The organism is Phyllobacterium brassicacearum (assembly GCF_003010955.1).
Taxonomy (GTDB): domain Bacteria; phylum Pseudomonadota; class Alphaproteobacteria; order Rhizobiales; family Rhizobiaceae; genus Phyllobacterium; species Phyllobacterium brassicacearum.
Genome location: NZ_PGGO01000020.1, coordinates 57735 through 82106 on the forward strand (window position 1 = coordinate 57735; position 24372 = coordinate 82106).

The 24372-nt window shown below is 57.0% G+C and carries 23 protein-coding genes; 14 read left to right on the forward strand and 9 right to left on the reverse strand.

What is annotated here, in order from left to right:
• The first annotated feature begins 237 nt into the window (after positions 1-237).
• From CU102_RS21935 to CU102_RS21960, 6 genes are all read left to right on the forward strand, one after another.
• Positions 238-2385, forward strand: a complete 2148-nt coding sequence (locus CU102_RS21935) for a TonB-dependent hemoglobin/transferrin/lactoferrin family receptor (RefSeq protein ID WP_208113866.1) — start codon at positions 238-240, stop codon at positions 2383-2385.
• Positions 2386-2417: 32 nt separating this feature from the next.
• Positions 2418-2837, forward strand: coding sequence for a hypothetical protein (locus CU102_RS21940; protein WP_245425473.1), 420 nt, complete (start codon positions 2418-2420; stop codon positions 2835-2837).
• A 2-nt stretch (positions 2838-2839) separates the two neighbouring features.
• Positions 2840-4048 (forward strand): energy transducer TonB family protein, encoded by a 1209-nt coding sequence (locus CU102_RS21945; protein WP_166648516.1) that lies wholly within the window; start codon positions 2840-2842, stop codon positions 4046-4048.
• Between the two features lie 430 nt (positions 4049-4478).
• Positions 4479-6149: an arylsulfatase gene (locus tag CU102_RS21950; protein ID WP_106713228.1), complete on the forward strand. Its 1671-nt coding sequence runs from the start codon at positions 4479-4481 to the stop codon at positions 6147-6149.
• Positions 6150-6239: 90 nt separating this feature from the next.
• Entirely contained in the window at positions 6240-7250 is a 1011-nt protein-coding gene (locus tag CU102_RS21955; protein WP_106713229.1) for an HAD family hydrolase, read from the forward strand.
• Positions 7251-7303: 53 nt separating this feature from the next.
• Complete coding sequence (locus tag CU102_RS21960) at positions 7304-9601, forward strand: tetratricopeptide repeat protein (RefSeq protein WP_106713230.1); 2298 nt, start codon at positions 7304-7306, stop codon at positions 9599-9601.
• Between the two features lie 38 nt (positions 9602-9639).
• Here CU102_RS21960 and CU102_RS21965 read toward each other — a convergent pair whose 3' ends face one another.
• Both CU102_RS21965 and CU102_RS21970 read right to left on the reverse strand, forming a co-directional pair.
• On the reverse strand, positions 9640-10395 hold the full coding sequence (locus CU102_RS21965; RefSeq protein ID WP_245425474.1) for a transporter: 756 nt from the start codon (positions 10393-10395) through the stop codon (positions 9640-9642).
• Positions 10396-10508: 113 nt separating this feature from the next.
• The gene (locus CU102_RS21970) at positions 10509-10946 is read right to left on the reverse strand and encodes a DUF2721 domain-containing protein (RefSeq protein ID WP_280951916.1); all 438 of its coding nucleotides are present in this window, start codon (positions 10944-10946) and stop codon (positions 10509-10511) included.
• Between the two features lie 399 nt (positions 10947-11345).
• Between CU102_RS21970 and CU102_RS21975 the strand changes: the two genes are divergently transcribed.
• Together CU102_RS21975 and CU102_RS21980 are read left to right on the forward strand one after the other, a co-directional pair.
• A complete protein-coding gene (locus CU102_RS21975; RefSeq protein ID WP_245425470.1) occupies positions 11346-11897 on the forward strand; it encodes a hypothetical protein in 552 nt (183 codons plus the stop codon).
• A gap of 246 nt (positions 11898-12143) precedes the next feature.
• On the forward strand, positions 12144-12809 hold the full coding sequence (locus CU102_RS21980) for a VOC family protein (protein WP_106713232.1): 666 nt from the start codon (positions 12144-12146) through the stop codon (positions 12807-12809).
• A 139-nt stretch (positions 12810-12948) separates the two neighbouring features.
• Here the strand turns inward: CU102_RS21980 and CU102_RS21985 are convergent, their stop codons facing one another.
• The 6 genes from CU102_RS21985 to CU102_RS22020 form a co-directional block, all read right to left on the reverse strand.
• A complete protein-coding gene (locus CU102_RS21985) occupies positions 12949-13269 on the reverse strand; it encodes a cupredoxin domain-containing protein (RefSeq protein WP_106713233.1) in 321 nt (106 codons plus the stop codon).
• A 10-nt stretch (positions 13270-13279) separates the two neighbouring features.
• Positions 13280-13801, reverse strand: a complete 522-nt coding sequence (locus tag CU102_RS21990; RefSeq protein WP_106713273.1) for a DUF4142 domain-containing protein — start codon at positions 13799-13801, stop codon at positions 13280-13282.
• Between the two features lie 87 nt (positions 13802-13888).
• A complete protein-coding gene (locus CU102_RS21995; protein WP_106713234.1) occupies positions 13889-14575 on the reverse strand; it encodes an RNA polymerase sigma factor in 687 nt (228 codons plus the stop codon).
• Positions 14576-15670: 1095 nt separating this feature from the next.
• Positions 15671-15883, reverse strand: coding sequence for a hypothetical protein (locus CU102_RS22010; RefSeq protein WP_106713236.1), 213 nt, complete (start codon positions 15881-15883; stop codon positions 15671-15673).
• On the reverse strand, positions 15880-16692 hold the full coding sequence (locus CU102_RS22015; protein ID WP_106713237.1) for a DUF2092 domain-containing protein: 813 nt from the start codon (positions 16690-16692) through the stop codon (positions 15880-15882). The genes CU102_RS22010 and CU102_RS22015 overlap by 4 nt, the downstream gene beginning before the upstream one ends.
• A gap of 336 nt (positions 16693-17028) precedes the next feature.
• On the reverse strand, positions 17029-17319 hold the full coding sequence (locus CU102_RS22020) for a DUF6074 family protein (protein ID WP_106713238.1): 291 nt from the start codon (positions 17317-17319) through the stop codon (positions 17029-17031).
• A 256-nt stretch (positions 17320-17575) separates the two neighbouring features.
• Between CU102_RS22020 and CU102_RS22025 the strand changes: the two genes are divergently transcribed.
• The 3 genes from CU102_RS22025 (at position 17576) to CU102_RS22035 (ending at position 20264) form a co-directional block, all read left to right on the forward strand.
• Positions 17576-18004, forward strand: coding sequence for a hypothetical protein (locus CU102_RS22025; RefSeq protein WP_106713239.1), 429 nt, complete (start codon positions 17576-17578; stop codon positions 18002-18004).
• An 86-nt stretch (positions 18005-18090) separates the two neighbouring features.
• Positions 18091-18936 (forward strand): SDR family NAD(P)-dependent oxidoreductase, encoded by an 846-nt coding sequence (locus tag CU102_RS22030; protein ID WP_106713240.1) that lies wholly within the window; start codon positions 18091-18093, stop codon positions 18934-18936.
• A 77-nt stretch (positions 18937-19013) separates the two neighbouring features.
• Positions 19014-20264 carry an aminopeptidase gene (locus CU102_RS22035; protein ID WP_106713274.1) on the forward strand — a complete coding sequence of 417 codons (1251 nt, stop codon included), beginning with the start codon at positions 19014-19016 and terminating at the stop codon, positions 20262-20264.
• Between the two features lie 122 nt (positions 20265-20386).
• On the opposite strand, the gene CU102_RS22040 is transcribed toward CU102_RS22035, so the two are convergent.
• Positions 20387-21490, reverse strand: coding sequence for a saccharopine dehydrogenase family protein (locus CU102_RS22040; protein ID WP_106713241.1), 1104 nt, complete (start codon positions 21488-21490; stop codon positions 20387-20389).
• Between the two features lie 120 nt (positions 21491-21610).
• Between CU102_RS22040 and CU102_RS22045 the strand changes: the two genes are divergently transcribed.
• The 3 genes from CU102_RS22045 (at position 21611) to CU102_RS22055 (ending at position 24367) form a co-directional block, all read left to right on the forward strand.
• Positions 21611-22039, forward strand: coding sequence for an Lrp/AsnC family transcriptional regulator (locus CU102_RS22045; RefSeq protein ID WP_106713275.1), 429 nt, complete (start codon positions 21611-21613; stop codon positions 22037-22039).
• 83 nt (positions 22040-22122) lie between these two features.
• The gene (locus tag CU102_RS22050) at positions 22123-22908 is read left to right on the forward strand and encodes an ImuA family protein (RefSeq protein WP_106713242.1); all 786 of its coding nucleotides are present in this window, start codon (positions 22123-22125) and stop codon (positions 22906-22908) included.
• Entirely contained in the window at positions 22811-24367 is a 1557-nt protein-coding gene (locus CU102_RS22055) for a Y-family DNA polymerase (protein WP_106713243.1), read from the forward strand. Before CU102_RS22050 ends, CU102_RS22055 begins: the two co-directional genes overlap by 98 nt.
• The last annotated feature ends 5 nt before the right edge of the window (positions 24368-24372 follow it).

The following is a 24372-nucleotide window of genomic DNA, read 5'->3' on the forward strand; positions in this document are numbered from 1 at the left end:
TTGACGTCGCGACATGGCAATTGGCCTTTTTGTTCCGTTTGTCCGGAACAACGCCGCCGCATTATTCCGTTTAATTAAACTTGACTCGTATTATCATATTTATTACTCAACCTAAAGAAGAGTCAATGAGTCAAGTTTACCATGGCCTTCTAAAAAGCCAAAAAACTGCAAGCAAGCATTGGAGCATCGGCACGAAGCTCTCCCGGCCAGCCAGCGACAAACTGAACCCTGGAGAGAATGAGAATTATGGGGCTGGTGGCACGGAATGTAACTGCTTTGCTTGGCGGAGCGGCAATGACGATCATGGTCGGAGCGCATGTTGCTGGGGCGCAGCAGGCGGAACAAAAAACGGAAACGGGTGAGCAGACCCAGGCGGGTGCTGCAAAGAAGGGGCGCGTGACCCTGTTGCAACGCCTTGTGGTAGGCGCGGGTGTCGATAAGATCGCCATTGATACACCGCAGGCGGTAACAGTCGTTGATCAGGAGCAGATCGACCAGGACCAGCCGCAGACCATCGGCGACACCCTACGCGACGTTCCTGGCGTGACAGCGATCGGCAGCGACCGCATCTTCGGTGAAGCCTTCAATATTCGAGGCATAGGCGGAGCTGCCGCCGCGGACGAGTCCAAGATTATCATCAACGTCGACGGCACGCCCAAATTCTACGAACAATATCGAATGGGATCGTTCTTCAGCGATCCCGAGCTCTACAAGCAGGTTGAAGTGCTGCGCGGTCCGGCGTCATCGACGCTTTACGGTTCCGGTGCGCTCGGTGGCGTCATCAATCTGACGACGAAAGATGCAGCCGATTTCCTGGCCCCGGGCCAGAACAATGCAGTCCGCGTCAAGAGCGCCTATGACTCCAATGGCACGGGCCTGCTTGGTTCGACCATCTATGCAACGAGGCTCAACGACAATTTCGAGTTCCTCGGCATGGGTAATTATCGCCAGTCCGATGACTACAAAGATGGCAATGGCGACGAAATACCAGGATCGTCATTCGATTCCTGGTCCGGTCTTGCGAAAGGAACCTACCGCTTCGGTGACGGCAACGAGCAGTCGATCCGGCTTTCCTACCAGCGCTGGCAAGGCGATGGCGATGATCAGGCCTATGCGCAAACAGACGATAATGATTTCGGGACAGTCGATCGCAAGGTCACCGATCAGACCCTCGTCTTTGCCTATGAGAATCCGGCCAGCGACAATCCCTGGCTAGACCTGAAGTTGAACCTCTCCTACTCCGACACATCGAACGAACAGTCGAACGCCTCGGGCATCCCAGGAACGCCCAACCAGTTGTTCGACGACTCGGATTATTCCTACAAGACATTGCAGGCGCGCCTCGAAAATACCTTCGAATACAAGGCCGACAACTTCGAAAACTATCTGACCGTCGGAACCCAGATCAGCCACCAGGATCGCGAAGCTGAGTCGATTGCCGGCATTCAGCCGGGATCCATTCTGTTCCACCCGGAAGGCACTGAGAACAAGTATGGGTTCTACGCACAGAACGAATTTGTCTGGCGCGAGAAGCTGACCTTGATTCCCGGTATCCGTTATGATTACCGCGATACGTCGCCAGCAGACGGCATTAGCGGCGCCGAGGACTCGTCGGACGATGCTTTTTCGCCAAAGCTTGCTGCTCTCTACAAGCTCAATGATAACTTCTCCGTGTTCGGCTCCGTGGCGCACACCGAGCGATTCCCGACCATTGATGAGCTCTATTCGACGTCGGCCCCGGGGCGCACCTATCCCGGCGGGCGGGCCGCGAGTCTCGATCTTGAGAAGGAGACGTCCAACAACTACGAGGCTGGCTTTGCCGTCTCGGGTTATGATCTCGTGCGGGCAGGCGATACGTTGCAATTGAAGACGACCGGCTTCTACAACCAGATCCGCAACCTGATCAGCACTAATCCAAATAATCGCAGCCGGTTGCCGGTGACCTATTACGTCAACATCAATGAAGCAAAGATCTATGGTGTTGAAGTCGAGGGCTCCTACGATGCGGAAGTGTTCTTCACCCGCCTTGCATACAGCAATATCAAGGGCGAGGACGAGGAAACGGGCGAGCCCCTGACCACCATCCCGGCGCAGACACTGGCGATGACAATCGGCGGCCGGATAATCGACTACGGTGTCGAATATGGTTGGCGCAGCACATTTGCCGCCCATGCCGACACCGGGTTCACCGGCGAACCGACTGCGGGCTATGGCCTGCACGACATCTTCGCCTCCTGGAAGCCTATCGACGAGAAATATGCTGGTTTTGAAGCCCGCTTCGCCGTCGAGAACCTCTTCGACAAATTCTATCGCAACAACCTGGCTGGGACTGACGGGAAGGGCCGCACCTTCAAGATCACGCTCGCCAAACAATTCGGATGGTAATCATGAAATTTGCAGCAAGTCTTGGCCATAGCATGACCGCTGTTACAGCCATATTCCTTCTTGCTGCAACAGGGTTGGCGCCGGGGCAAGAGTCCTCCCCGGCGCCAACCCTGACGCTTGAACTCAATGCACTGCAGCCCTCCGACAAGGGCTGCAGGCTGACATTTGTCGTCACCAACGATCTCAAGGCGCCGCTCGACAAGGCGGCGTTCGAGATCGCGCTGTTCAATCAGGCACAGGTGGTGGATCGCATCACGGTGCTGGATTTCAAGGACCTGCCGCAGGGCAAGACCAAGGTACGCCGCTTCGATCTCGGCGATACGGATTGCTCCAAGATCGCCCGCGTCCTGGTGAATGACGCAACGGAATGTTCGGGCGCGGGCGTCGACCCGAAAGCCTGCATTCGCCAGCTCAATCCCATGACGAAATCCGGCGTGCAATTCGGAAGTTAGTGATGGCTTACGCGCTCGCTTTCCAAACAGAGACTTCCGCCGTCGTCAAACGGAAGGATCCGCCAGCGCTATTTGTTATCGAGAACGACGCTCTTCCGGGTTTGTCAGACCAGGGACCGGATACAGTAGAACTTGCCGACACGGCCGGAGCGGAGCTTTCACCAGACGCCGCCAGGCACGGGAGCATGGCCGCAAAGCTGCAAATACCCACTATCGGGTGGTACCGGAAACTTGCGCTTTCCTGCGGATTTCACGTTGCGCTTGCTGTGCTCCTTATCGGTTTCGTCACCGACGAAGTACTGATTGCCGGCAGGCCAGACACGATGGCCGCTCTGCTTGGAGATGGTTCCGTAGACATGAACTCTTCCGGCACCCCAGACCCGGCCAGCATGGATGCAACGAACGTTTCGCTGGTGACAATGGTGATGCCAAAGCCTGTGCCGGAAAAGGAAGTTGAGAAAGTGGCGCCCGTCGAAGTGAATGAGGCGGTTGAAGCGATTGCGCCGGTCGAACCTGTTGACGCACCTGAACCCACCTCCAAAGTGGCGGAATTTGCGCCTAGCGAGGCGCCAGAAATACTCAGCGTCACGCCGCTCCAGCCGACGCTGGACGAAAATGTGGTGCAGCAACCTTCGGAGGCCATGGTGCAGCCGGTCGAGGATGCGGAACCAGTAACGAATCCATTGGAAAAGCCCGCGGCTCCAAAGCCGGTCGTCGAAAAACCAGCCAACGCAAAGCGCTCCGACGAAAAGCCCAAGGGACCAGCCAAGACCACGACGCCGGCAACAAAAGCCACGAAAGCCCCCGTATCCAAGGCAGCGTCGGGGCGTGATGGTGCCAATGAGCGGACGGCACGGACCGGCATCGCTGATGGCAAGAATGATGGCCAGAAGCACGCCGATGGTAATGCACGTGGCAAGTCATCAGCCGAGGGCAACGCTGCGGTTTCCAACTATCCGGGTACAGTGACATCAAAACTTCGCCGCGCATTGCGGCGGCAGGCACGATTGCGCGGCGAGGTTCAGGTGCAATTCGTTGTCGCCAGCAATGGCAGCGTGACCGGCGTCGGCATTGGCCGCAGTTCCGGCAATGCGGCCGTCGACAAGGCAGCAATGGACACGGTCCGCCGGGCGGCACCCTTCCCGCCCATACCCGCCGATGCGGGCCGGTCCACCTGGGCATTCAACTTGCCCCTGGCGTTCGGCGGTTAGTCATCGCTTCATTAGCAATCGGTCCGATGGCTGCGCGGCTAAGTTCGTCCGCCATTCGAAACCTCTCCGTGCCATGCTCCTCTCCTGCATTATCGGCGTGGAAAAAACCGTATCAGAGCGCGGCCAGACTCGTTGTCGAAGCCTTAACGCCGTCCTTCTCCAACAACGTTACAACACTGTCCCGTGTTACTGTTACGTACTTCACCGGCTGCTAATGATCGTAATACTTTCCGAGATCGCAAGCATACGCGAACCAAATCCTTTGGATGAGTATTGATGCATTCTGCACAGCACCGCTGCTGGGTTTGCATACCCAGTGAATCTACAACCAGTCACATCTTTGGTTCGCACAGCTTGGGATGGAGAACGTTCAATTCACGCTGAACGCGGAACCAGCTTGCAACTGACAATTTCAATAGAGGAGCTGAAAATGAGTCGCACTATCCTTAACTGCGGCCTCGGAGCGTTGGCTGCAGCTGTCGCGCTGTGGGGCGCTCCTGGCGCCGTCCAGGCGCAGGATGCGCAAAAGAAGCCCAACATCCTGTTCATCGTGTCCGACGACACCGGCCTTGGCGATCTCGGCCCCTATGGCGGCGGCGAAGGGCGGGGGATGCCGACCCCGAGCATCGACAAGCTTGCGGAAGACGGCATGACCTTCTTCTCGTTCTACGCCCAGCCGAGTTGCACACCCGGCCGCGCCGCCATGCAGACCGGGCGCATTCCGAACCGCAGCGGCATGACCACCGTGGCCTTCCAGGGTCAGGGCGGCGGCCTTCCCGCAGCAGAATGGACGCTGGCCTCCGTGCTCAAGCGCGGTGGATACCACACCTATTTCACCGGCAAGTGGCACCTCGGTGAGGCCGACTACGCATTGCCCAATGCCCAGGGTTATGACGAGATGAAATATGCCGGCCTCTATCATCTCAACGCCTATACCTATGCCGATCCGACCTGGTTCCCCGACATGTCTCCGGAACTGCGGGCGATGTTCCAGAAAGTGACCAAAGGCGCACTGTCCGGCAAGGCCGGAGGTCCGGTAACAGAAGAATTCAAGATCAACGGCCAGTATGTCGACACGCCGACGATCGATGGCAAGGAAGGAGTCGTCGGCATTCCGTTCTTCGACGGTTACGTCGAGAAGGCCGCGATCGAGTTCCTTGATGCAGCATCCCAGAAGCCGGACGAACCCTTCTTCATCAACGTCAACTTCATGAAGGTGCATCAGCCGAACATGCCGGCACCGGAATTCCAGCTCAAATCACTGTCGAAGAGCAAATATGCGGATTCCGTTGTGGAACTAGACACCCGCATCGGCCGCATCATGGACAAGCTTCGTGAGACCGGCATGGACAAGAACACGCTGGTTTTCTACACGACCGACAATGGCGCGTGGCAAGACGTCTATCCGGATGCTGGATACACGCCCTTGCGTGGCACCAAGGGCACCTTGCGCGAGGGCGGTAACCGTGTTCCTGCGATTGCAGTATGGCCCGGCAAGGTCAAGCCCAATACGAAGAATCATGACCTCGTTGGCGGTCTCGACTTCATGGCAACCTTCGCCTCGGTCGCCGGGGTTCCGCTGCCAGACAAAGACCGCGAAGACAAGCCAATCATCTTCGACAGCTACGACATGTCGCCAATCCTGCTCGGCACGGGCAAGTCGGCGCGCAAATCATGGTTCTACTTTACCGAAAACGAGCTCTCACCCGGCGCTATTCGTGTCAACAACTACAAGTTCGTGTTCAACCTGCGCGGTGATGATGGAGCTCAGACCGGTGGGCTGGCGGTCGACTCGAACCTCGGCTGGAAAGGAGCGGAGAAGTACGTCGCCACGGTGCCCCAGGTGTTCGACCTGTGGCAGGACCCGCAGGAACGCTATGACGTCTTCATGAACAACTTCACCGAGCGGACCTGGATGGCCGTGGTCATGGGCGAGGAGCTGAAGAAGATCATGGCCACATACGTCGAGTATCCGCCGCGCAAGCTGCAGAGTATGGGCTATACAGGACCGATCACGCTTTCCAACTATGAGAAGTTCCAGTGGGTGCGGGACTCGCTCGCGAAGGAGGGTGTCACCATTCCGATGCCAACCGGCAATTGATACTCAAATGGCCCCCGGTTTGAACCGGGGGCCACTCGTTCGTTCTGCCTGCGCGTCTGCGGACACGCAGGCCGCTTGGAGGGTCTAACCATGTTCGCAGCATTTGATCTTGCTAAAGTCGCCCGCGCTGGGGCGCTAGGCATCGCGGCCACGCTTCTTGTCGTTGTCGCGGCGTGGGCGCAAAACGATCCGCTGCCATCCTGGAACGATACGGCACCGAAGGCCGCAATCGTTGAATTCGTCAAAAAGGTGACCACGGAGAACTCGCCCGACTTCGTACCAGAGCCGGAGCGCATTGCCGTGTTCGACAATGACGGGACGCTGTGGGTCGAGCATCCGATGTACACCCAGCTCGCCTTTGCCCTCGATCGTGTAAAGGCGATGGCGGACGCACACCCGGAATGGAAAGACACGCAGCCATTCAAGGCGGTGCTCGAGGGTGACATGAAGACCCTCGCCGCTGCCGGCGAAAAGGGGCTCATGGAAATTCTCATGGCGACCCACGCCGGAATGACCAGCGACGAATTCCAGACGATCGTAACAGACTGGATTGCAACCGCGCGCGACCCGCGGTTCAAGAAGCCTTACACCGAGCTCGTCTATCAGCCGATGCTCGAACTGCTCACCTATTTGCGTGCCAACGGCTTCAAGACCTTCATCGTCTCGGGTGGCGGCATCGAGTTCATGCGCCCCTGGATGGAGCGGGTCTATGGCGTGCCGCCCGAACAGGTCGTCGGCTCATCGATCAAGACACAGTTTGAGATGCGCGATGGCACTCCGACCCTGATGCGCCTGCCACAGGTCAACTTCATTGATGACAAGACCGGCAAGCCGGTCGGCATTAACGAACATATCGGCCGCCGGCCGATCGCCGCGTTCGGCAATTCCGACGGCGACCTGGAAATGCTGCAATGGACGACATTGGGCGACAAAGCGCGCTTCGGGCTGATCGTCCACCACACGGATGCCGAGCGCGAATACGCTTATGACCGGAACACGGAGTTCGGTCGCCTCGACACGGCGCTCGATGCGGCCGCCGTCAACCAATGGACCGTCGTCGACATGAAGACCGACTGGAAGCAGATATTTCCAGAGAAGTAGAAGTGGCGACAGATGTCTGCCAGAATGCTGAGAGTGGGTTTGTGCTAACTGAGATGCGGGGTGTTAGAGCAGACGTTGGTTTGTCGGCCATTCTTCGGGTGGTCTTTTCGTTTGCCACTCTATTTGTCACCGCGCAGGCCTTTGCCGCCGAAGGAGCTCCTGCCGTTCCTGTCGATCCACGTATCTCGATCCATGACGGCTTCGTGAGCGAGGCGAAATGCGCATCATGCCACGCCAACCAGGTATCAGCATTTGCTAAATCGAACCACGCCAAGGCGATGGCGGTTGCCGATGACAAGTCGGTCCGGGCAGATTTCAACAACAGCAGCTTCGAGAACGAAGGCCTCGTGTCAACCTTCTTTCGCCGTGACAAGCGCTTCTTCGTCCGCACCGATGGACCTGACGGCAAGCAAGCGGAATTCGAAGTCAAGTACACCTTTGCCTATGAACCCCTCCAGCAATATCTCGCCGATATCGGTGGCGGCAGATTGCAGGCGCTCGACGTCGCCTGGGATACGGAAAAACAGCGATGGTTCTGGCTCGGCGAAGGCAAACCAGCAAAACCTGGATCCACATTCCATTGGACAGGTCCATTCTATCGCTGGAACCGCACCTGCATCGACTGCCACTCGACCGACCCCCGGGCCAACTTTCAACCGGAGACGAATGAATACAAATCGTCCTATGTTGCCACCAGTATAGGCTGTCAATCTTGTCACGGCGCGGGCGCAAAACACGTTGCATGGGCCGAGGGAAAAACCAGAGGTGCCACAGCGTCCGCGGATCCGAACCTGGGACTGTCGAAGGTCGATGCGGGCGCTTGTTTTGCCTGTCACTCGAGACGTACCAAGCTCGTTGACGGGTATCGACCCGGAAAGCCCTTCCTCGACTATTTTTCTCCGGCACTGCTGCGTCCGGACCTTTATTTTCCCGACGGGCAGATACTCGACGAGGTGTTCGAGTACGGCTCTTTCCAGCAGAGCAAGATGGCCAGAGCGGGCGTCACCTGCCTCGACTGCCACACCCAGCATGAAGCCGCACTCAAGGCACAGGGCAATGCCCTGTGTACGCAATGCCATACGAAGCTGCCGCCGGAGCGCTTTGTGAAATTCAATCCGGGCGGCGACTTCGACACACCCGACCACACCCGTCACCCGGTCGGATCGACTGGAGCGCAGTGCTCGAACTGTCATATGCCCGAGCGTATCTATATGAAAGTCGACCCACGGCGCGACCACTCCTTTGTCATTCCGCGTCCTGACCTGTCGGCGGCCTATGGTACGCCGAATGCCTGTACGACATGCCATGAGGGCAAGACCAACGTTTGGGCGGCTGAAACCATGGACAAGTGGTATGGCAAGGCCTGGCGAGATCGGCCAACGACTGCACATGCTTTTGCGGGAGCAGCGCAGAACGATCCGGTATCGATCGAGGTCTTGCGAAAGATCGTTGCTGACCGGGAACAGGCAGGCATCGTCCGCGGCAGCGCGGTCGCTGCGATGAGCCGCATCGGCGGAGCCAACACGATTGCTGACGTAAAGACGGCAGCGGGAGATCCGGATCCACTCGTCCGGTTGGGAGCAGCGGAGGCGGCGAGCAATTTGGCGCCTGAGGGGAGGCTGGATGCGATTGGCAAACTGCTCAGTGACGAAACGCGCGCCGTGCGTGTGGCGGCTGTTACCGCCCTGGGCAGCACTCCATCGCTCGGTTTGCTCGGTGATGCGAGAAAGGACTTCGACACGGCGGTCGAAGATCTGCGTGCCTATGTGCGGGCCAATGCCGACGTTGCCGAGACACAAAACAATTTTGGAACCTTCCTGTTTGGCCAGCAACGCGCAGACGAGGCCGAAAAAGCGTTCCGCCAGGCGATCGTGCTCGATCCGGCACTATCGGGTGCGCGTATCAACCTTGCCGAACTCTACCGCGCGACGGGACAGAACGAAAAATCCGAACAGGCTTACGCCGAGGCGATCGCAGCGTCACCCGATCAGGCAGACCTTCGCTACGGACACGCCCTATCGCTCGTTCGCCAAAAAGCCCTGCCAGAAGCAATACGGGAGCTCGACGAGGCTGTCCGGCTTGATCCCGGCAACAGCCGGTACAAGACAACGCTCGCCATTGCGCTCGATTCGGCTGGGCGGACCCCGGACGCCCTCACCGTGCTCGACCTCGCCATTGCTGGCGGAGAAACTGACGCTGATCTTCTCGGCGCGGCCATCCAGTATGGACTGAAGCTCCGCCGCTATCCGGAAACGCTGAAATATACCGAGGCGCTGGCGCGCCAGCGGCCGGATGACCCGCAACTTGCCGAACTCATCAGGCAGCTGCGCGCGGCTATCGGCTCCAGATAGGGCAACCGTACCAGCAGTTGGTTTGGGCCAGGTTGGCGTTATTTAGGAAAGAGAAACGTAACGGCTAGCCTCGCGCCGAATCCATCCGGTCCATTGTCAGGGCTCTCTGCCCAATAGCGCACCCCTGCCGTCAGGCTGATCGGCTGCTTGTCTATCTTCACAAGCTTCGAAACCGTGAAATTCAGCGGGACTGACCACTCCTCACCCACCCAGTCATAGGTCGACTCGGTGTTGAGGGTGAACGTCCAGGCATCCTTGGTCGTGTACGAAACGAAAGGTTGCAGGAAAGTCGAACTGACGTCGTTGCGATCCTCGTCACCGGCAAAAGACCAGATGTGGTTCGTCAGAGCGCCGACAGTCCAGGGACCCTCTTGCTTCAGGACAACGGCTGTTGGCCCTGCGCCCCATTTTTCGCCGCCAAGCAGATCGTCGGTTGCCGTCGGCAACAGGAACACCGGACCGGCACCCCAGATAATACCCCCAGCCCCCGGTTGCTTTGGTGAGAAGAAGAAGCTCTGCACGGTGTCACCGAGGCCAAACTGGTCACCGGATGGCCCCGCGATATCGTCCTGCCAGGCGATGGGCAAGATCGTTCGCGAGATGACGTTCCAGTTCTCGTTCAGCGTGAACGGAATGACGGGCTGCACGTTGACATAGTACTTCTCGCCATCATTGGGACCGTAGCCGCTATCGTAGTTTGCCTGGAATGGCACACTGATCAGCGACGCAATCGGATTCGACAGTTTTTTGGCGAGGTCCGCGCTTGATTCCTGTGCCGACGCACCCGAATTCATCAGCAGCAGTGTGACCGCAGCGACCGGGACCGAATGCCAATTCCAGACCATATCCATGTGTGATTCTCCCCAGCCATAACGTAACATCGTTCGACGGTGCGTGCCATCAACTCTCAATGATGATGGTCAAGTTCGCTCAGAGCGATCCTTATATCCTGCAGGAATCGGAACAGGGCACCCACCAGAAAGCATAAAGACCCAATAAACAGGACAGCCGCGCCGGGTTCATGGCGATAACCCAAAAAGGCAGCCACAAAACCAAATAACAACAGCACTGTGATCCCGATTCCGCCAATCACCGCAAGTTGCAGGGATTGGTTCAAGAGGATTTCACGGCGCTTCAGCCGGATGATATCGGCCTTCAGCCACAGGCGCCCCGTATCGTCGTCGGCAATCTGGTTGAGGTTTCGAATTCGGTCAGTCACCCCTGCCATCCGACTGATCAGGATCGACACCAGAGCCGCAATCGAGGCCAGTAGAAATGCCGGAGCCACAGCATGGGAGATCATTGTCGAAAGTTGTTCGACGTTGACGGAAATCTCGAACCGCATTTTCGCGCTTGTCTGTTGTTGTTGCTGAACAGGACCTAACCGTGCTGAGCATGACACCAACAGAAGATTTCAGCAAACGCGCTTTCTACAATGGCCTTGTGACAGCGACGGAGCAGGACTAGGCTACCGGTGTGATCCTCTCGAACAAACGCGTTCGCATTGGATCGCCGGTTTGGGGAAACCAGGGATGACGCTCAATCGTCACGGTCGCATGCACCTTCAAGCGCTTGACTTCCAGCTCGAATTTATCGATGCGCGCCTGAACCGGGAAGTCGCGGGCGTTAGATCGCCATGAACGATCGGGACCAGACTCTCCGCGACGAGCCGCGTTGGATCGCCGCTCTTGCAATCATTGCCGTACTCGGTCTGCTGTAAGTGCTGCCTCACCACGTTCAGGTGATGCCAAAGTGGTTTTCCTATGTTGTGGCGCTTGCAGTGCTTGTACCGATGGTGATCGTCACTATCACAGCGGCGAACATGCCGTGGCTACGTATCGAACGGGCTGTAATCCTTTTTCTCGGAGCGGCCTATGTCGCCAACACGGCTGCTGAACTGGCCGACATGATCGGGATAATCACACTGCACCCGCCGGAAACTCGGGCAATCTCGCTGCTCTCCTCCTCACTTGCGATCTGGGTCACCAATGTACTGATCTTTTCCTTGCTTTACTGGCAGATTGATCGTGGCGGCCCATTCGTTCGGGCGAGCAGGGCAAGTACGAAACCGGATTGGCTGTTTCCACAGGAGACGGCCCCCGAAATCGCATCGCCAGACTGGCAGCCATTATTCCTTGATTACCTGTTCCTCGGATACAATACGGCGACAGCATTCAGCCCTACGGATATTCTGCCGCTCACGCGAAGGGCCAAGATGTTGATGATGCTCGAAAGCGCTATCTCACTCTTGACCCTCGTCATTGTAGCGGCGCGCGCGGTTAACGTTCTTCCCTAGCACCGCCTAGACACGAATACTGCAGCTAAAGCCATTCGCTAGCACCCGTCCGCAGAGTTAAGCAGATAAAGCCTTCCCCAATCTGATACACTACCGCCGGCTCGACAAAGGCGGCACTTCGCCGCCTAGGTACAGCCGGGCTGTTGTCTACAGTCCCCAGGCGTTCAAGTCGTTGCGTCAGTCAAATTGAGAAACACGGGGTGCGCTGCGGGGCCACCCTTTCCACAAAAAATCAAGGAGACAACCATGACAACCGAAGAGACACTTAGTCCGCGGACGATCGACATGAAACTCGAAATCGTCGTTATTCCTGTTTCGGACGTCGATCGTGCGAAGGAATTCTATACAAGCCTCGGGTGGAGACTCGACGCCGATTTCGCCGGCAATGACGGCTACCGCGTGATCCAGTTCACGCCGCCTGGCTCCGGGTGCTCGGTCATCTTCGGCAGGAACGTCACCGCTGCGTCACCCGGCTCCGCCCAAGGACTGTACCTGATCGTCTCCAACGTCGAGGCCGCTTGCGATGAGCTGCGCGGTCGCGGCGTCGAAGTCAGTGACGTGTTCCACCACGCCGGCGATACATATACGGGATCCGATGAGCCCTACCTGTTTGGACGAATCCGCGTTGGCGGTCCGGACCCTGATCGCGGCAGCTACCGCTCGTTCGCCTCGTTCAGTGATCCGGATGGCAACGGCTGGCTCTTCCAGGAGATCACCTCACGATTGCCCGGACGGGTTGACGCAGGTGACACAACCTTCACCTCGTCGATTGAGCTCGCTGCAGCGCTCCGGCGTGCGGCCACCGCGCATGGAGAGCATGAGAAACTGACTGGCCAGCATGATGAGGGCTGGCCAGACTGGTACGCCGAGTACATCGTCCGGGGGCAAGCCGGACAGGAGCTGCCGACGTGAGCAGCGGGAAATGGCAGGTTATCGTGGGAGGATATTCAGCTTATCAATGATAGCAGTTATACGGCTGGCCTTTACCGACTACCAAGCGCGGCGATTGGCCAGCCGCTCCGTACGTAGACCTCGCGGTGTCAGCCAGATGTCAAGGCCCTGCCACGGTCACCTTGCCCTTCATGTTCGGGTGAAACCGGCAATAATAATCGGCCGACTCCACCTTGTCCAAAACCAAACGTGCCGATTTGCCTGCCGGGATCATCACATCCCAGCCCCCTTTCACGGTCGCGGTGTGAGCCAGAATGTCCTTGTTGATCCATTCGATCGTGTCGCCCGCCCTCGCATTGATAACCGCCGGCGAGAACACAAGCTTGTCGATCGTAACCTGAAGGGTTTCCGCCCAGGCAGGCGCGGCGGCTACTCCCAATGCAACGGCAATGCCGAGACACAATTGCCGCTTCAACAACATGCTTTGATCTTCATTTGAGTTCTGCGGCGACCTGCTCGGCATGCTGCTGGTGACCCTGGAAAATCTTCAGACCAGTCTCCAGCAAGCTCTTGAGTTCGGCATTACTTGCTGACGGGATCAGCAGAGTTTCCAAAGCCTCATTCACTTGCTTGTGATAGGCCACCTCGTTCTCGACATAGGCCTTGTCAAACGCAGCGCCGTCGAGCTTTGAGAGTTTGCTTCGTTCAGCACTTGCGGCCTCGGCCAAAGCTCGGCTGGTGTCATTGTCTTCCGGTGTGACCTTCAATTTCTTGACGAGATCAAGCGCTTGCTTGTTCACAGCTTCGTGGTCGCGAACCATGTCCTTGGCGAAGCCGACAACATTCTCGTTCTTTGACATCTTAACCGCCTGTTGCGCAGCTTCGATGTCGATCGTGCCGGCCGTGTAGGCGATATGCGCGATCTGCGGATCGGTTGGCTTATCCGCCGCGTGGGTCAAGGACGTGCCGAGCAAACAGAATGCGGCAAGCACTGCTGTCTTGCGAGATAGCATAATATCCTCCTTTGCCCTGCCGAATGGCGGGCATTGTTTGTGATTGGCAACCATTGGATGCTGTCGAGTAGAAAGGGTTCCTGAAAATTATTCTGGAAAGCCAAGACGCTGCATGACTGCAATAGTCAGGCGGTCGCAGCGCCGACCCGCGAACGGGAACGCATCAAGCAATATCGGACCGATCTGTTCATCCAATTGTGTACGCACAAGGTGCCTGGCGCGGTGAAGCCGGGTCTTGACCGTTTCGGGCCGGATATCGAGCAGGTTGGCTGTCTCCTCGACACTCAGGCCTTCGATCACCCGGGCGACGAACACGATCCTGTACAGGTTTGGCAAATTGTCAGTGGCCCGTTCAATGAGCTGCAGTATCTGTCGTTGCGCCATCCCCCGCTCAGGGTCGTCGCGATTGGCGAGCGGAAACTGAATAATCTGGGCCTCCTGCACAAACGTCGCCGCGACATCGGATGCCCTTCGCCGCTTGCGCAAGCGTCCGAGCGCTTCATTGATCACGATACGGGAAAGCCAGGTAGCGAGTGAGGAATCGCCGCGAAATGTATCGAGATGAGTGAAGGCGCTTAAGTAGGCCTCCTGGACGATGTCCTCGGCTTCGCCATCATTGCGCACAACGCCACGGGCAATCCGGTAGAGCCTGCGGTTGTGCGTTCGGACGATTGTACGAAACGCATCGGCGTCCCGGGTCAGGGCGCGCCGAACGAGATCGAAATCGCCCGACTGATCGGATGCGGTACTTTTGCTAGTCGAAATCGCGGACATCGCCAATCTCCTCATCGATGTATTAGATGCAACTCCCGCAGAAAAGTTCCCGGACCATATCCCAGCATCAAGGCTGCCATCCAGAGCGCTCGCCTGGGGTCGTTGCAGTTCACCGATGGAGTTTTACCATGCGCACCTACGGTAACAGATTTACCTCGTCGTGACCCAGTTGGATCTGATCGCAGCGCTTTTCGGGAAAGACAGATTGGCATTACGAAGGCCGCATCCACTGCCCCATCTCATGACAGTCGAGCAGCTTGGCCGGCAGCATCAACGCATGAGCCACTGCCGATAAAATCGGCTTCGTTAAGTGCCTTGCAGCTTCACCAACATCGATGTAGTTCCAGGTATCCTCGCTGTCTATTCCAGTGTCCCAAAAGTCATAGCTAGAGATTATGCAGCATTGCGCCCAAGCTTTGGCCAGATGTGGGCTATCTCGCCCGTCATTTGAGAGTATCATCAAAGGGCTAGGGCAGGACATTCTCAGGCATGTTACTGTAACGTACTCCTGACCAGGCGTTGTCAGCTGGTAATATGTTGAGAATCGTAAGTCAGACGGCCCAAAATGGGGAGGCACATTTCCGCTTGCCTGAAATGCATTGAGGTAGGGGGCGCTCCGCAGAGCGTGAGATTCCTGTTCGCCACCAACAGAGATGGCTGACACGGTTCGTATTCGCGATTGGAGCGTCCGTTGTCTGCAAGCAGGAAGGAAGTCTGGTCGATACGTCAATGTAGCGGTCGGTCGGGATCTCGTCTGAGGCCCCGGCGAGATGCAGCGACGTATTGAAGATGTCCATCAGGTCGAATAGTTAGTCGCTCTCGCGGCCGGGCGTTATCATGCCCTGCCAATAGGCAATGCCGGGAACGCGCACGCCGCCCTCCCAGGCCGACCCCGGCGACGCTGACTGGTGTGAGCGCACGCCCCACCCTGGCCCCGGCGACATTCACGAGGCTGTACATTCCGTGATAGGAAGCTCACACTGACACTCATGACCAGTAACGCGGTCTTGAATCTCTTCGAGAACGTCATTTCCTGCCCCTGACGGCAAGGTGACCTGGACGGTATTCACGACATCTTCGGATCGGGCTGCAACTCTAACAATTATAAACGCCAGCGGCGCAACGCCTCGCCGACCTCCGTGCCACCCCGGCGACACTGACGGGCGTGAGCGGACGTCCAACCCTGGCCTCGGCTGTCGTCACAAAGCTGGACACGCCAGGTATCGAAAGCTCCGATCCGGCCTCTATACCGAACAAGCCGGCGATCGCGACCAACAGGACGATCTTGAGTTTCCTTGAAACGTTCATTTGGTGCCTCCTACGGTGAGGTGATCTGGAAGCTCATCGATATTCGCCAGTTTCTTCGGATCGTCGACCTGCTTGGCGTCAGCGGGTTTCTTGAAGCCGAAATCGCTCGCTATGGCGTCAGTCCCTGCCTTCCAGTCGCTGATTTGGATGCTGTACTGCGGCCCCTGATCAACCTGGCTGGCGGTGATGACATACCTGCAAGGATAGGGCTGCTCGCCTTGAGCGATCCAAATCTGCCAATCGACTTCCTTTGTCCGGAACGCGAGATGATCACATTCAGTACCGCCGATCACGCCACTGCCGAGATCCTTCACGTCCACGACATCGCCCATCAACTCGTCATAGACGTTTGGCAACAGAAGATCAGCTCCTGGGAGAGGTCTGTTGTATTTGTCCCTCAATGCATCAACCAATTGGTCGATCGCTCCGGGGACCTCGGCCTGAGCGTAGACTTTGTCATCCTTGTTTAACAACGTCAGCGTTTTGCCGTCGAAAGTCATCTCGACATTGGCAAATCCGCCAGTGCGTGTGACGCGAATTTTGTCTGGGCGGCCCATCTCGACCTTACCGGAACTCGCCAGCAGCAGTTTCTGGTGGTCCTTGGTGACAACTTCAAGATTGGTGTCGTAATTAAATGAAATGGCCTTCTGCCCCGCAAGATATTCGGACATCGCTTTAAGAAGCTCTTTGGCCTCCGCCTCACCGGCCGCTACGACAGACGTCATGCCTGAGACGACTGTGAGAGCAAGGGCAATCGATGAAACTGTGCCGGACGCGACCGTCACGGCCTTCCGCATAATCGTCATCATTGAAGTATGCCTCCTTTGGGTTGCACTTCGTCAGATATCGATCTGGTATTTCTGCAGGTTTCGGAGAGTTCCCGTTCGGTCGGGAAGTTGTGATTGCCCGCATCGCGAAGACTACACGTTGTGGTGCCGGAAGACCCGTAACATCGGGTATATTACGGTACGTTCGGTATGCCATGGGAACATGGTAGTCGTTGAGCGATGGATATGCAGGGATCGCCAGTCCTGCGAATGCCTTCATTGTAGGCCTGATCCCCGCGCCAGATGGGCGCATTATCCGCACACCAACCCGAAGACACGCCGGAATTCTGACAATGGCGTTGTTAGCGCTGACGCAATTTAATAGGCTGATGTTTCGCCATTGGCGTCCTGCTGGTCGTAGAGGCGCGATAGCTCGAGTTCGACCGCAGTGAAGAAGGCGCCGACCTGCTCATCCTGGTCGTCTTCCGGAACACCGATCTTGTCCAGGTGCCTGAACAAGGTGTCGGCGATCTGATTACGATAAGCTTCCGCTTGCCGGTCGGTAGCCTTTTCCATGATCCGCGCTGCTACGTCGCGGACCTTTGCCACCCTTCGCGTGAGAGGAAATGGAATGACCTGGCATGGCATCGGGGTTATGGATTCGAACATGCTCTTTTTCCCAGTCCGGCAAGACTTGCTTGGTAATTGATTCGCCTGACGATAGCGGAGATTGTCCTAACAATTTGTTTCGAAAGGTCTTTGACTAAGCGCGCACCTCCCGACTTCCTGGTTACGTAACGGTCTGTGCATAACAGGCTGACAAACAGATTGTGCGTAACGACATCATAATGTTGCCGGTTACGGCACGCATGCCTATCACGGAAGGGTAAAGTGATTCGCATTCGTTACGGCGCAGACAAAAAATATGGCACTCAGCAATGCAGAGAGGCAGCGACGGCACCGCGAACGGCAGAAGCTGAAACTTGCCGCGGTTGCTCCAGACCTTGCCGCGCAATATGAGAACATCGGGGCTGATCTGCGTGAGAAGCTTTATGCTCTTATTGACGCGGAAAATGCTCGCAGGGGACGTTACGTAACCGCCAGACCTGCCGAGACGACAGATTTTCGCCGTGTCATCCTCGACATTGCACTCAATGAAAATCGCTCCGGCATTGCCGATGCCGCGCGCATGGTTCTGTTGCAGGCATTGTGCATGGGGGAAAGCTCGGAAAAGGAAATCCTTGAAGCTCGTCAGCAAAAGGAAGCTTTGGTAGCGAAGAAACCCGAAAGCCGCGATTCCAAGGAACAGGTGATACCCCTTGCCCATTATGTGCGGGTCCCAAATTTCGGCTAGGTTTGCCGTTTTACTTCTGTTTCCATCTTCTGCTAGGCTTGCGGACCAGCCTTCCCGACAGTCCAACAAACATGAGGACATTCCCCATGGCGCATCCGGCTTTTTCAGCATCCAATGTCGCAGTTATCACCGGAGGTGCATCCGGCATTGGCCTGGCAGCGGCCAAGCGTTTCGCCTCAATGGGTCTGAAGGTCGCTATTGCCGATCTTGGCGGAGACAAACTCAATGCCGCACATGCTATCGTCGCGCAACAGTCTGATCCCGATAGCGTCATCGCCGTCGAAACGGACGTCACCAGCATCGATGATTTGCAGCGACTGCAAGCGACAGTGGAGCAAAAGTTTGGCGGCGTTGACATCCTGATGAACAATGCCGGTATTCAGCCCGGCAGCAGCATATTCGACACCGGCAGATGGGACCAGATCATCGCCGTCAACCTGTTTGGCGTGATTCGAGGCAGCCAGGTGTTCGGACCAAAGATGATCCAACGGCAAAAACCTGGGCTCATCATCAACACCGGCTCGAAACAAGGCATCACCACGCCGCCCGGCGATCCTGCCTATAATGTCTCGAAATCCGGCGTGAAAACCTTCACCGAGGCCCTGCAGCACGAGTTACGTAACACCAGCAATTGTCGCGTAACGGCCCATCTCTTCATACCCGGCTTTGTCTATACTCCCCTGACTGCCGGCAACCGGACGGAGAAGCCCGCAGGCGCATGGACGCCGGAACAAACCGTCGATTTCATGCTGGAGCGTGTATCAGCGGGAGACTTCTATATCCTCTGCCCCGACAACGATGTAGCCAGGTCCATCGATGAACGGCGGATACTCTGGGCTGCGCATGATATCATCAAGAACCGTCCGCCATTGTCCCGCTGGCATCCGGATTATCAAAGCGAGTTTGCAGATTTCCTCACGCGCAAGGATTGATAAACGACGTCGGCTTGATATCGCTGATGGTCCGGTTCTATGTTGGCATTATCTTCATCCAGCAGCATGGATTTTCAATGACCTCATCAGCTAAAATCCCCTCGGTCGATCCCGTCAAGCTCGACCGTCTCGCGGAAGTCGCCATCAAGATCGGCCTGCAGCTGCAGCCGGGACAGGATCTCCTGATCACTGCCCCGCTTGCCGCGGTGCCACTGGTGCGCCGCATTACGGAACACGCCTACAAGGCCGGCGCAGGATTGGTGACGTCCTTTTATAGTGACGAAGACGCGACCCTCATGCGCTACCGCAACGCGCCAGACGACAGTTTTGACCGTTCCGCGGGCTGGCTCTACGAGGGCATGGCCAAGGCTTTTTCTGCCAACACTGCCCGCCTTGCCGTTGCTGGCGACAATCCGATGCTGCTTTCCTCGGAGGACCCGGAGAAGGTTGCCCGCGCCAACAAGGCGCAATCGCGCGCCTATCAACCCGCGCTGGAAAAGATTGCAGGTTTCGATATCAACTGGAACATCGTTTCCTATCCCAATCCGTCATGGGCGAAACAGGTATTTCCTGATCAGGATCCGGAGGTAGCGGTCACCATGCTCGCCGACGCGATCTTTGCGGCCTCGCGTGTCGATGTGGACGATCCCGTCACCGCCTGGCGCGACCATAATGCGACTTTGCGCAAGCGGACCGAATGGCTGAACGCGCGGACATTCTCCGCGCTGCATTTCAAGGGACCTGGCACCGATCTCTCCGTCGGACTTGCCGATGAGCATGAATGGCATGGCGGTGCTTCGGTGGCCAAGAATGGCATCACCTGCAACCCGAACATTCCGACCGAGGAAGTCTTCACCACCCCCCATGCGCTACGCGTCGATGGCCACGTATCCAGCACCAAGCCACTCTCCCATCAGGGCACGCTCATCGAGAACATCCGTGTGCGTTTCGAAGGCGGCAAGATCGTCGAAGCCAAGGCGACGCGTGGTGAGGAAGTATTCAACAAGGTCCTCGGTACGGATGAAGGTGCGCGGCGCCTAGGCGAAGTTGCCCTCGTCCCGCACTCATCGCCGATTTCGGCTTCGGGCCTCTTGTTCTTCAACACATTGTTTGATGAGAACGCCGCCAGCCACATCGCGCTCGGCCAGTGCTACTCGAAGTGCTTCATCAATGGCGGTGAACTTTCACCGGATGAAGTCGCAGCGCGCGGCGGCAACAAGAGCCTCATTCACATCGACTGGATGATCGGTTCCGGTGAGATAGAGGTCGATGGCATCAACAAGGATGGCTCGGTCGTGCCGGTGATGCGCAAGGGCGAGTGGGTCTAGAGCAATTCCAGGAAAAGTGGAAACCGGTTTTCCGTCCGGAATCGCGTCAAAACGAAAGAAGAAATAGCGGGCATAAAAAATCGCCACTGCAAACAGTGGCGATTTTTATGTTCTAGCTGTTGTCAGGCTACGAGCCGTCCAGCTGATTCCGCCTGTGCGTAGGCTTTGCCGAAGCGGTTGGCGAGGAACGCATCGAGCGCGATATCTTCTTGGCGGATGAAGCCCTGCTGCGGCAGGTCGCCTTTGGCCAGCATGTCAAGCACGGCGCAGATTGCCGATGCCGTCGTGATCTGGATGCCGCTGTAGAGCTGCGCGCCGATGTGATTGCTGTAGACCTTGTTGGCATAAGTCTCCTGCAGCAGGCGGCCCTTCTTGCGACCGCTGACCGTGACGAAAATCACGACAACATCCTGCAGCGTCGAAGGCAGTGCGTTCTCCAGAATATCCTTGAACACATCGCGGCGGTCACGCAGGCCGAGATCGTTGAGCAGCGCCTTCATGATGGCAGCATGGCCAGGATAGCGGATGGTGCGGTAGTTGAGGGTACGCACCTTCCCGAGCAATGTCTCGCACAATGTCCCAAGCCCGCCGGACGTATTGAACGCCTCGTAGGTAACGCCGTCGAGGGAGAACTCCTCGCGCTCCTCCAATGGCGGGACTTCCGTCAATTCGCCATCGACGATGGCTTCGCAGGGCTCGCAATACTCATTGATAACTCCGTCCGTGCTCCACGTCAGGTTGTAGTTCAGTGCATTGGACGGATATTGCGGCAGTGCGCCGACCCGCATGCGTACGCTTTCCAGCGAGTCGAAACGTTTGGCCAGATCATTGGCAACGATGGAGATGAAGCCGGGCGCAAGGCCGCACTGGGGAATGAATGCGGTTGTTGCCTTTGCCGAAAGCTGCTTGACGATGCGCGTGCTTGCAACATCTTCGGTAAGATCAAGATAATGCACGCCGGATTTGGCAGCAGCCTCGGCGATCCGGGTGGTAAGATGAAATGGTGCTGCACTGAGCACAGCAAATTTGCCGTCGAGGACTTGCTCGAGTGCGCCAGCTTCGGCGATTTCGATCTGCTTCGTTGCAACGAGAGGCGATACATCAAGCGCATCAAGCTGGGCCTGGGCGCGATCAACGACGGTAACGTGATAATCTCCGGTACCGGCCAGAAGATTGGCGATGGTTCCGCCGATTTTACCCGCACCAACAACAACGATCTCTTTCATATGATTCCCCATGGATATAAAAAACTTATATGAATTTCGCAGATTGCTCGGCAAAATGAAGCATGTAAACTGACGATATCACGCACTAATTTGAACAATATGCCGAATGGATTTGTCATTATGCTGACGGAAGCTGATCATTCCCTGTTGTCGCTGCTGCGAGAGAATGCCAGAGCCTCGACTGCCGACCTTGCCCGCAAGCTCGGCGTCTCTCGCACGACGGTGCAAAGCCGCATCGAGCGGCTGGAAAAACGCGGCATGATCCGGGGTTATAGCGTTCAGCTGTCGCCCGAATATGAGCGGAATCTCGTCAGGGCGCATGTGCTGGTGACGGCTTTGCCAAAACTGGCAACGAAGGTTGAAGCAGCCTTGCGGAAAATCGCCTGGGTGAGAACCTTGCATTCGGTTAGCGGTCAGTTCGACATGATCGTCATTGTCGAGGCACCATCCATTCAGGAACTGGACAAATTGCTGGATGAGATCGGAGCACTGGAAGGCGTCGAGCGCACCATGTCGTCGATCATCCTCTCCACCCGCATCGACCGGTAGAACAACCTTAAACAGGCCGCTTGACTCTTCCTTTGATTGGATTCCATAATAGAACATATCATGAACAGCCAAGGACTACCGTAGTGACAATCGTCGATCTTGCGGCGTTGCGGCGCGACATCGCGTCCATCAGCGAGCAGAATGCGCAAGCGGCGCAGCGCTCTTCCTTTGACTTCGGCGATAAGGCAGTTGACCGCGTTTTTCGCGACGGCCTGCAGCGTGGAGCCGTGCATGAAATCTTCGCTGACGAAGCAGGTGATGCAGGTGCTGCAACAGGATTCGTCATTGCCTTGGCGCTCCGTGCATCTTCGGATTATAGCCCGATTTTATGGCTGGAAGAGGATTTTACCGCTCTGGAGCACGGTTTTCCTTACGCACCCGGGCTGCAGAATATCGGTCTGGATCCCCAGCGTCTGGTCATTATACGCTGCGCCTCACCGCAGGATGTCTTGAAGGCAGCATCCGACAGTCTCGGCATTCGCAGTACAGGCGCGGTCATCATCGCACCATGGAGCAATCCTAAGTGCCTAGACCTGACTGCTTCGCGCAAATTGCTGCTGACGGCGCAACAGACGGATGTGCCCGCCTTCCTACTGCGGCTTGGCGCCAGCCAGGGTGAAAACGCAGCTGTAACGCGCTGGCTGATCCGTGCTTCCCCTTCGCAATCAAGTGGCGCCAATGCACAGGGACATCCCATGTTTGACGCCACGCTTATCCGGAACCGTCAAGGCATGACAGGCCATTGGACCCTGCAATGGGAGAGTGATTATCATGTTTTCAGACAGATCGAACCGGTTTCTGGCGCTGTGGTTTCCACACCTGCCCACCGACCGCCTCAAACGGGAAAATCCCGAGCGCGGCCGTACTGATCAGCACCTTATCGTGGTGGACAAGCTTGCCAATGCCCTGCGATTGACTGCTGTCGATGAACGGGCGGCAAAGGCAGGTTTACATTTTGGCATGGCCCTGACCGATGCGAGAGCGCAATTCGAGCATCTGGATATCGCTTTCGCTTCGTCGCGCAAGGATAAGCTGCTGCTTGACCGATTAGCCGACTGGTGCGACCGCTACACACCGCTTGTCGCATTTGATGAGCCACATGGCCTTCTTCTTGATATGACCGGCTGTATTCATCTTTTTGGAGATGAACCCTCTCTCGTAAAAGACATCCACAAGCGGCTGCATCAACATGGCATGATCGTCAGGAGTGCTCTTGCCTCGAATGCCGCAGCTGCCAGGGCCTTGGCCAGGTATTCGCAGGGCGGAATTGTTGGTGGGCAAGACCAGCAGCGCAGGCTGTATGGCCTGCCGCTTGTCAGCCTGGACATTGAAGAGAACCATCTCGCTGGACTAAAGCGTGCCGGATTGCGCAGCGTTGGTGATGTGGATGTCTTGCCCCGGGGCGCACTCACTGCCCGCTTTGGCACCAGACTTGTCGAGCACCTCGATGCAATGTTCGGGAGACAAAGCGAGCCGATTTCGCCACGCCGCATCATCCCGGTTTGCATGGTCGAACGCCGGATGGCCGAACCCCTTATCGCCATGGAATCCGTAGAATTGGTGTTGCAGTCTTTAGCCTGCGAACTTTTCCTGCGCCTGCAGCAAAGGGCAGAAGGTGCCCGTGAAGTCGAAGCCAGTTTCTTTCGCGCAGACGGGAATGTGCGGCGTATCAGCGTACAAACCGGGCGGCCGGTCACCGAAACGAAAACCCTCTTCCGATTGTTGAAAGAACGACTTTCTATGCTCAGCGACCCGCTCGACGCAGGTTATGGTTTTGATCTTATCAGGCTTGCTGCAGTACGTGTCGAGAGAAGCCAGGCCATACAAAAAAGCCTCGACAACAGGGCGCAGGAAACTGAGGAAATCAACACGCTTATCGACCGGCTTTCCATACGGCTTGGCAATGCTCGGGTCCTGCGGCCGGTTGCGGTCGACACACACGTCCCTGAACGCGCAGTCTCACTCGAACCTGCCGCCAAGACAAAACACGACAATGCACTGGAATGGGCACCTGAGCACTACCCGGTAAATCCGCCGGAGCGGCCCATCCGGTTGTTTGAGCCACCCGAGCGCATCGATGCAACCTTCGAAGTCCCCGACGCAGCGCCAGCACAATTTGTCTGGCGCAGAGTCCGCCATACCATTGTCATGGCCGAGGGTCCGGAGCGTATTGCCCCCGAATGGTGGCGCGAGCATTCAGGAGCATTGACACGGGATTACTACCGGCTTGAGGACACGACCGGGAAGCGCTTCTGGGTTTTCCGGGAAGGATTGCACGAGCGCGGCAATCCTAATCCTCGATGGTACCTGCATGGGCTCTTTGCGTGATCTTA

Bases quoted from the DNA above. Each gene is read 5' to 3' on its own strand.
- CU102_RS22025 (WP_106713239.1), top strand. From the start codon at position 17,576: ATGGCACTCAGCAATGCAGAGAGGCAGCGACGGCACCGCGAACGGCAG.
- CU102_RS22030 (WP_106713240.1), top strand. From the start codon at position 18,091: ATGGCGCATCCGGCTTTTTCAGCATCCAATGTCGCAGTTATCACCGGA.
- CU102_RS22040 (WP_106713241.1), bottom strand. From the start codon at position 21,490: ATGAAAGAGATCGTTGTTGTTGGTGCGGGTAAAATCGGCGGAACCATC.
- CU102_RS21965 (WP_245425474.1), bottom strand. From the start codon at position 10,395: ATGAATTCGGGTGCGTCGGCACAGGAATCAAGCGCGGACCTCGCCAAA.
- CU102_RS22045 (WP_106713275.1), top strand. From the start codon at position 21,611: ATGCTGACGGAAGCTGATCATTCCCTGTTGTCGCTGCTGCGAGAGAAT.
- CU102_RS21955 (WP_106713229.1), top strand. From the start codon at position 6,240: ATGTTCGCAGCATTTGATCTTGCTAAAGTCGCCCGCGCTGGGGCGCTA.
- CU102_RS21980 (WP_106713232.1), top strand. From the start codon at position 12,144: ATGACAACCGAAGAGACACTTAGTCCGCGGACGATCGACATGAAACTC.
- CU102_RS21985 (WP_106713233.1), bottom strand. From the start codon at position 13,269: ATGTTGTTGAAGCGGCAATTGTGTCTCGGCATTGCCGTTGCATTGGGA.
- CU102_RS22015 (WP_106713237.1), bottom strand. From the start codon at position 16,692: ATGATGACGATTATGCGGAAGGCCGTGACGGTCGCGTCCGGCACAGTT.
- CU102_RS21960 (WP_106713230.1), top strand. From the start codon at position 7,304: ATGCGGGGTGTTAGAGCAGACGTTGGTTTGTCGGCCATTCTTCGGGTG.
- CU102_RS21970 (WP_280951916.1), bottom strand. From the start codon at position 10,946: ATGCGGTTCGAGATTTCCGTCAACGTCGAACAACTTTCGACAATGATC.
- CU102_RS21935 (WP_208113866.1), top strand. From the start codon at position 238: ATGAGAATTATGGGGCTGGTGGCACGGAATGTAACTGCTTTGCTTGGC.
- CU102_RS21945 (WP_166648516.1), top strand. From the start codon at position 2,840: ATGGCTTACGCGCTCGCTTTCCAAACAGAGACTTCCGCCGTCGTCAAA.
- CU102_RS22010 (WP_106713236.1), bottom strand. From the start codon at position 15,883: ATGAACGTTTCAAGGAAACTCAAGATCGTCCTGTTGGTCGCGATCGCC.
- CU102_RS21940 (WP_245425473.1), top strand. From the start codon at position 2,418: ATGACCGCTGTTACAGCCATATTCCTTCTTGCTGCAACAGGGTTGGCG.
- CU102_RS22020 (WP_106713238.1), bottom strand. From the start codon at position 17,319: ATGTTCGAATCCATAACCCCGATGCCATGCCAGGTCATTCCATTTCCT.
- CU102_RS22035 (WP_106713274.1), top strand. From the start codon at position 19,014: ATGACCTCATCAGCTAAAATCCCCTCGGTCGATCCCGTCAAGCTCGAC.
- CU102_RS21990 (WP_106713273.1), bottom strand. From the start codon at position 13,801: ATGCTATCTCGCAAGACAGCAGTGCTTGCCGCATTCTGTTTGCTCGGC.
- CU102_RS22055 (WP_106713243.1), top strand. From the start codon at position 22,811: ATGTTTTCAGACAGATCGAACCGGTTTCTGGCGCTGTGGTTTCCACAC.
- CU102_RS21975 (WP_245425470.1), top strand. From the start codon at position 11,346: ATGCCAAAGTGGTTTTCCTATGTTGTGGCGCTTGCAGTGCTTGTACCG.
- CU102_RS21995 (WP_106713234.1), bottom strand. From the start codon at position 14,575: ATGTCCGCGATTTCGACTAGCAAAAGTACCGCATCCGATCAGTCGGGC.
- CU102_RS21950 (WP_106713228.1), top strand. From the start codon at position 4,479: ATGAGTCGCACTATCCTTAACTGCGGCCTCGGAGCGTTGGCTGCAGCT.